The following is a 7,494-nucleotide window of genomic DNA, read 5'->3' on the forward strand; positions in this document are numbered from 1 at the left end:
TTCTTAAAGAACTTAAGCATAAAAGACTTCATAATTTCACTTCCTTTTACGATTATTGCGATATACACACCATTATCATATCATATCATATTAACATATACAAAGGTAAAGCAATGGTACGAATTATGGTGTTTTTGGGTACAAAAAAAGCAGTGCTCGTATCAGCACTGCCATAATTTTTATGATTTTTTCACTACATTATATAAAACTGCTTTTACAACATACTTGTCATCAACAATGTTGTTCTGGAGTTTTCCATTGTATTTTTCCAACGATGTCCTTACACTTATCAATCCGTATCCATGTTTTTCTGGATCATCATATTTGCTACTTATATTTGCAAATGTATTTTCTATTTTTATTACTATCATGCCTATTGAATAATTTATGTCAATATTAAGCTGCTTCACCTTTGCTTCTTTCAATGCATTCAGAGCATTATCCAATAAATTTCCTAATATCACAGTTAAATCAAATGAATTTACCTGTAATTCTTCAGGCAATACAATATGGCACGAAAAAACAACATTCATTTCATTGGCAATCGATAATTTATAATTCAACAAGCAATCAAAGTCTATATTACCTGTATTTACGAATTCTTTTTCGGTAATTAAATTATTGGTCATATTATTGATATATTCATCTGCCTTTGTGTAATTGCCGTTTTCTAAATCATATTTTAACTTTAACAAATGATTTTTCATATCATGCTTTAATAAGCGTATTTTCTTTTGTGACTCGTTCATTAATTGAATTTGATTTTTGTAAGCTTGATTAGAAGATTCAACAGCGTTAAACATGATTTTCATTTGCATATTTTCTATATATTTATCATACAAATAAAAATTTAAAAAGTTGATTATCAATAATATAACTGAAATTACAAAACATTTTGCATTAGATTCAGGCCCGGAAAGTTCGGCTATAATAATCGTTCCGATAGAAATTATCACTAAAAGCATAACATAGTTGGAAGTGACTATGATTTTTTCTTTTCTATTAAAATAATGTCTGAACAGAAAAACAAATCCAAGAAAAGCAATACTTTGAGGAGTATTTGACTTTAAAAGCATTGATTCTGGGAAAATGCAAAACATCATCCAATCTAATATCATGCCAACCGCACAAACGCCGATAGTTAGAAATATATAAGTTTGTATGGGCTTTTTATATTGTAACATTATCACGAACATAGGCAATATATTGCTGATCAAATTCAGCATTATGTTATCCATAAAAAGATACACACCGCAATTTATTAGATAATAAACAATATAAGTCAAGATCTCAGCAAATTGATGAAGTTTACTCTTGCCCAAAACCGCAGTAAAAAGTATGTATACAGCATACATATGCACCGCATTAGAGACTAAATATACCGTTGGCTGCATTTACGATCCTCCTATCTTGTCAGATAATATGTCCATTACACTGTTACGATATCCGTCGCTGATCTTTAGCCTTGTTCCGTTTGATAATACAACAGTTTCAAAATCTGCATCAACAATGTGATTGATGTTAACAGCCAAGCCACGTTTTATTACAACCATATCATTTTTCATTTCATTAGTTACAGCATCACTAAATTTATGATAACAAATTATCTCTTCACTTGATGTAATCAATTTAAGCTTTTTTCTTTCACTTTGTATATAAATTATTTCGCTGACGGCTATTTTGTGCTTAATATTTTCCAATGTATAAGTGAAGAATACATTACTGTTCGAATATAATTTGATGAAATTAGAAATACAAGGATAAAGTCGTTCTTTACTTACCGGTTTAATGATGAAATCAAAAGGGTGGACAGAAAATAACTCCATTGCGTATGAATCTTTAGCCGAGATGAATACTATCTGAGTCCTTATATCCCCAATCCTGCCTCTGATTTTTTTGCCCAAATCCACTCCATTCATATTAGGAAATTCTATATCCAAGAAAATTAAATGATAGCCCATTGAGGACTGCAATCTTTCATATAAATCTTCGCATGTTAAAAATATATCAACGTCAAAGTCCAAATTGTATTTGAACTGATATTCCAACAATGATCTTTTGAGTTGGGCACATACATATTTTTCGTCATCTACTACCGCAATTCTAATCACGACGCTCACCTGCCTTAATTAACATTGTACCAAATATTTTACGTAAAATCAATACATAATTTGTTAAAATCGTGGTATAATACATTAATACAGATAAGACAAACCTTTCGCAAAATCTGCACCTACAGGCAAAAAGGCAAAAAAAGCAACGTAAAATCATGCATTATTTACTACCAATCAGATGTTTCTGACGGCTAAAAACTTTTAAGCTACAAAATTGAGTTTGTCAACATATTTCTTTTTTGTATCAAGCGATGAGTGAACATAACGGTTAAGTGTAATATTAACATTAGAATGACCTCGCAACTCGCTGACAGTTTTAGCATCAAAGCCATTCTCAATACAAACAGTAGCGTATGTGTGACGCAGTAAATGAAAATTAACGTTTTGGAAATGAACTTTAACCGTTCTTCTTTCCTGACTTCCGACGGTTCGCAGCGAAAAAAACAGATGCTTACTCCAGAAATTCATTAAGCTCTTCAAGCTCACGATTTTTCTTTTCAAGCTCTTTGATCCGCTTGTTTGCTGCCTGAAGCTGCTGTGCGATAGTAAGTGACTCTCCTGGTGTACGTGAGCCTGCATCTGTGTCTATTTCCCCGATCCGCGCCTTTTGCACCCACGTTCCCAGCGTCCCTTTGGGGATGCGCAGCTCATCTGCTGCTGCCTTGGTGCCAATCTCCTTTGCGAGCTTTATTGCCTGCTTTCGTTAAATTGTGTTGACAAATCCCATTAAACAAGGACTTTCGGATAAAGAAAACGGACACCAATCAAGATACGCATTGTATCAAAATTGGTGTCCTGTTATGGTGCGGATGACGGGACTTGAACCCACATGACCTTGCGATCACTAGCACCTGAGGAAAGCCCTAAGCACTGACAGATAACGATATGGTGTTTGCGTTCAATACCGAATTAAGTATTGATTCCATAGCTAAGAATCACGAAATTTAGTTTTTTCTTAACCAATTATACAATTCATACATTATTTTTTAAAAACATCAAACGCATCTTCGTTTTCAAGACTCCATTTATATTTTGTCCCAATGATCTTTGTTCCTTTAAATCTAACAGTAATGGTTTTACCTTTATAATCTGCTGTTATTCTGCAATATATATCCCTGTCATGATATTTATATATTTGTGGATCACCATGGATGATAAGGGAAAGGGTTTGACTGTCGTATCCTGCAGATTCAGCATAGTTGAAGGTCTCATCAACAAAAGTTAATTCATATTTTTTACAAATCTTTTTTTCAAAATATGAGCCAAATATCTTATGATCCATCTGTGGTGATGGTATTTTTGCAAATAGAAAAAGTATCATACCGAGCAGTATTATCGCCAAGACTGAAAATAATATTATTTTTTTTTTCATAATACCTCCACATATATTTATATTAATGCTGTTGTATTTTTTATGAATAAAGGTTTTAGGGTTTTTACGACTTTTTTGTCACTATTTTTAATTTCATAAGAGGCTGTACTACTGTAACCTATTGGGTCATTATTTCCTGTAGACGCATTATCACCATACATCTTTTTATAGTCGACTACTGTCTTAATTGCTACATATGGCTTGTAATAATTTCCTTTGTTTGTAAAACTTCTAGTTAACATCTCATAATCGTATAACTTTGTTTTTGTGTTTAACTTTCCCTCAGTAAGCACATACTTCCACGCTGTCTTATCACAACTGTAGCCAAATTCCCATCTGCCTTTATACTTAACCCATGTATATTTCATTGTGGTATTTAAGCAAACATCCGACAATCGAAGAAACTTTGAACTATCCGTATATAGATCATGTGGTGACGGCGTACGAGAAAATAGTGATTTTATTACCACCCCTAAAGTTTTACCAGCTATAGGATGACCACATCCTGCTAATAAAGCCCCAAAACCTTTTCCAAATAATGTTGAAACAGCTGTATTTAAATATTTTTTTGCGGTTGCTTCATTGGTGCATTTACCAATAAGATAGATATTGGGAGAATAATTGCGACGTAACTTTGGTTTTCTAGTGGATACTTTATCACTTACACTTAGTGAGTAGTATTGATATGACTTTCCACCATAGGAATACGTCGATGATGTGCGAATCACGTCATACATCTTTTCGATTCCCTTACAAGGATAAAAGCTAGCTTTAGCTTTGTTCATAACATTGTAACTACTCGATATATTTTCTTGATTGCAAAATAATTCAGAAATCTCATTTTCGCTTAGTAAAAGGTCTTTAGTTTGCAATTCTTTTCTCAAATCGTTGTATTTACTTTCCACAATTATGTCGTCTGGATTATCTTCTAGAGCCGATACAGTATCAAAATACTCAGTAATTAGTTCATCATTTCTCTGTTGATATTCTTGCTCCATTGTATTAAAGTTTGTGAAAACCTCATCACTCTCTGAAATTGTTACATCATCTCCAGATATAGAGATACCAGCCGCAATTATGAATCCTTTGAAATCAATATTTTTAGAATTAATATTTACATAACCATTTGGTGCAAAAATAATACCTTTATAATTAAATTCATTGGAATTAATCACTATATTTCCTGTGTGAGATGCAATAATTGAATTTTTTGATTCGGAGGTCACAGATGTAGCATTAATAGTAATGTCTCCGTCAGTATATAATCTCCCATCAAAATTTAAATCTTGTAAAACCAATGAAAAGTCAGTAAAATAATTATCTCCTTTAATAGTATATAAATTATCAGAGTTAGCTATATTATTAAAATCATCATATTCATTGTTAATAAATATTGCATTTAATGAATCAAAAATTAATCCATTATCATTTTCTGTTCTCATTCCTATTTCTTTTATGCTATTGTATGAAATATTAATAGAACCAGCTCATGCCAATCACAAGAATTGTAATCAAAGAAACGATCCTTTTATACACAAAAAACACCTCCTTTTTTGTTAGCATTAATACAGAAGCTTTTACTCCCTCATTCATACATAACAAATCAGAAGGTGGATTCGTTACAGAAAAACAAATAATAGTTTTATTTTTCTGCTTTTTGCACAGAATTTGCTATATCAATTAGTTCATTTCTGCCAATGTTGGAGCTTATCATAATAATATAATCTCCATTATCCCAAATCAAGTGATAAAATTGATGATTATCTATATAATAAACTGCATCGTGTCCGGATATATCTATTGTTGATATTTCAGCACTTTCTGTGTTAAGTCCCATATCAAATTCGGATTTGACTAACTGCTGATAATCAATTATTGTATTCTCTTTTTGATAAATGATATTCCGAGAAATTTTATCATATTCCTCATAAATAACATCATAATCACTCAAATCATAACCTATATCATAGTTGACTTGAATTGTGTCCAGTGCAGCCTCATTGCTTTCAACATTTGCTGATATCTCTGAATGGTCTGAAAAAATGCTCATGAAAAAATCCTTAAATGCATTTCTCAAAGCGGATACGCTCATTATTGTTGTAAATGCAGCAATAAAAATCACTATAAAAATACAAGCCACTCGCTTACTGGCTGTATTAATCATTTGGTAGTACGGCTTTTTCTGGCGACCTATCAGCTTATTCATCTTTCGGGTAAACTTATCTGAAAACTTATAGTCATTGTTATGTGCAGGAACAGATAATTCATATTCTCTTGTCAAAGCCTCAGATATTGCTCTCTTAAACTGAGTATTATTCAATGTGACTACTCCTTTCTAAGATGTCTTTCAACATCTTTTTAGCTCTTAATGCACGTTGTCTGACCAATCCAGAAGATATTTCAAGTTGTGTTGCCGTTTCTTTTGCTGAGAACTCTTGCAGAAAATACAGATAGATAACATCCTTATAAATCTGCGGAAGTTGTTTTATTGCTAATAAAAGTTCATCATAGTTTTGTTTTTCAAAATATGATTCATCAACTATTTCAGTTTCAAATAATTCTGTACTATGCTCTGCACGATTTTGATTTTGCCTATAAATATTTATCGCTGTGTTTCTACATATAATAACAATATATGCTTTTAATTCGTGACATGGAATTTGTGAAACTTTTGAAAAGTTATCTGCTATTTTCAAAAAAGACTGATGTACAGCGTCCTCAGCATCTTCCTTGTTTTTCAAAATGCCATATGCAACCGCATACATATCCTGCTTGTATTTTATGTAAAGCTGTTCAAACTGATTTTTTTCTTCGTTGGTTTCGAGCATTGATAGGTAAATTGCCAGCATCAAATCACCTCTCCGTTTTTTGTCTGTGCATAACAGTATATCATTAAAAGATAAATATTTCAAGTGCATTTTCAGTATGAACATAAAAAATGATAATTATTTACTGTCAACCGGACAGCCCGGAAAAGTTAAGTACGCAGACTTAGCAAGCATCGCAAACGGCAGTCCGCCCACAAGGGGCAGACCACCGATTGCGGCTTGTCGGGGAGAACCCCGAACCCCCAATCTGCCACTCCCTCCCTCTCACAGTGCGACGGCGAAAACGCACATCTTACCCCCGTGTCAAAATCAAATCTCCTGTGCAAAACAATGAAAATGGACCATGACTATTGACAAACGTATTAAAATGCGATACCATAAGAATGGAGAATAATATAAGCTCGTAAAGATTTTAAAAGTCTTTGCGAGCTTTTTGTTTTGAATATAAATTTCGCTATGTTCAGTGACAATAACAGAAACTTGAAAATAGAATAGGAGGTCTGGTAGCGTGAAAAAACTCATCACTAGATCCTGCGAAGAAATAATGACAACTGTGTACAAGCCAATAGAATTCGTTATAGACGGCTTGATCGCACAAGGTCTGTATATCTTAGCAGGTGCACCAAAGGTCGGCAAATCGTGGCTGGCACTTGATATGTGTCTGTCAATAGCGAAAGGAGAAAAAATTTTAGGTCTAAAAACTTCACAAGGAACTGCTCTGTATCTGTGTTTAGAGGACAGTTACGCAAGAATACAAAACAGGCTCTATGAGCTGACCGATGAACCAACTGAAATGCTTTACTTCTCTGTTATGTCTGACCCGATAGGAGGCGGTCTTGAAGAGCAGATTGAAGGCTTTATGAGTGAACATCGTGATCTGAAAATCGTTTTTATTGACACTCTGCAAATGGTTCGCAGCGATACTGATTCAAGCTATGGTTCAGACTACAAAGACCTATCCGTTCTGAAAGCACTTGCTGACAAACTTGAAATCGCAATAATAGTTGTACATCACACTAGAAAATGCAAAGATATCGACCCGTTCAATATGATCTCAGGAAGTACAGGAATCAGCGGCTGTGTAGACGGAAGTATGGTTCTGGTCGAAACAAAACGTGGCAGCCGTAATGCAAAACTTTATTGTGTAGGACGTGATATTGAAAACGCAGAAATTAATTTG

Annotated in this window: 9 protein-coding genes; 1 reads left to right on the top strand and 8 read right to left on the bottom strand. The window is 33.4% G+C overall.

Translation table 11 applies throughout. From position 1 onward, the window contains the following. Window positions 1-179 precede the first annotated feature (179 nt). The 8 genes from AB5123_RS10220 to AB5123_RS10255 form a co-directional block, all read right to left on the bottom strand. The gene (locus AB5123_RS10220) at window positions 180-1,394 is read right to left on the bottom strand and encodes a GHKL domain-containing protein (RefSeq protein ID WP_038671351.1); all 1,215 of its coding nucleotides are present in this window, start codon (window positions 1,392-1,394) and stop codon (window positions 180-182) included. After that, window positions 1,395-2,111, bottom strand: coding sequence for a LytTR family DNA-binding domain-containing protein (locus AB5123_RS10225; protein ID WP_038671349.1), 717 nt, complete (start codon window positions 2,109-2,111; stop codon window positions 1,395-1,397). Between the two features lie 204 nt (window positions 2,112-2,315). Then, entirely contained in the window at window positions 2,316-2,582 is a 267-nt protein-coding gene (locus tag AB5123_RS10230; protein ID WP_368364775.1) for a tyrosine-type recombinase/integrase, read from the bottom strand. Further along, window positions 2,566-2,727, bottom strand: a complete 162-nt coding sequence (locus AB5123_RS10235) for a hypothetical protein (protein WP_368364771.1) — start codon at window positions 2,725-2,727, stop codon at window positions 2,566-2,568. The genes AB5123_RS10230 and AB5123_RS10235 overlap by 17 nt, the downstream gene beginning before the upstream one ends. 366 nt (window positions 2,728-3,093) lie before the next feature. Next, window positions 3,094-3,486 carry a hypothetical protein gene (locus AB5123_RS10240; RefSeq protein WP_117925472.1) on the bottom strand — a complete coding sequence of 131 codons (393 nt, stop codon included), beginning with the start codon at window positions 3,484-3,486 and terminating at the stop codon, window positions 3,094-3,096. Between the two features lie 17 nt (window positions 3,487-3,503). After that, the gene (locus tag AB5123_RS10245) at window positions 3,504-4,928 is read right to left on the bottom strand and encodes a hypothetical protein (protein ID WP_330043102.1); all 1,425 of its coding nucleotides are present in this window, start codon (window positions 4,926-4,928) and stop codon (window positions 3,504-3,506) included. Between the two features lie 200 nt (window positions 4,929-5,128). Next, complete coding sequence (locus AB5123_RS10250; RefSeq protein ID WP_337812296.1) at window positions 5,129-5,806, bottom strand: DUF4367 domain-containing protein; 678 nt, start codon at window positions 5,804-5,806, stop codon at window positions 5,129-5,131. Further along, window positions 5,799-6,335: an RNA polymerase sigma factor gene (locus AB5123_RS10255; RefSeq protein ID WP_195247502.1), complete on the bottom strand. Its 537-nt coding sequence runs from the start codon at window positions 6,333-6,335 to the stop codon at window positions 5,799-5,801. The genes AB5123_RS10250 and AB5123_RS10255 overlap by 8 nt, the downstream gene beginning before the upstream one ends. A gap of 487 nt (window positions 6,336-6,822) precedes the next feature. On the opposite strand from AB5123_RS10255, the gene AB5123_RS10260 reads away from it, so the two are divergent. After that, a partial coding sequence (locus AB5123_RS10260; RefSeq protein WP_368364772.1) for an AAA family ATPase occupies window positions 6,823-7,494 on the top strand: 672 nt, incomplete at its 3' end.

This window comes from Ruminococcus sp. RTP21204st1_B2_RTP21204_210225, assembly GCF_040914135.1.
In the GTDB taxonomy this organism is placed as follows: domain Bacteria; phylum Bacillota; class Clostridia; order Oscillospirales; family Ruminococcaceae; genus Hominimerdicola; species Hominimerdicola aceti.

Excerpts from the sequence above, each read along its gene's own strand:
- AB5123_RS10220 (WP_038671351.1), bottom strand. The coding sequence starts at position 1,394 with ATGCAGCCAACGGTATATTTAGTCTCTAATGCGGTGCATATGTATGCT.
- AB5123_RS10230 (WP_368364775.1), bottom strand. The coding sequence starts at position 2,582 with ATGAATTTCTGGAGTAAGCATCTGTTTTTTTCGCTGCGAACCGTCGGA.
- AB5123_RS10240 (WP_117925472.1), bottom strand. The coding sequence starts at position 3,486 with ATGAAAAAAAAAATAATATTATTTTCAGTCTTGGCGATAATACTGCTC.
- AB5123_RS10245 (WP_330043102.1), bottom strand. The coding sequence starts at position 4,928 with ATGAGAACAGAAAATGATAATGGATTAATTTTTGATTCATTAAATGCA.
- AB5123_RS10255 (WP_195247502.1), bottom strand. The coding sequence starts at position 6,335 with ATGCTGGCAATTTACCTATCAATGCTCGAAACCAACGAAGAAAAAAAT.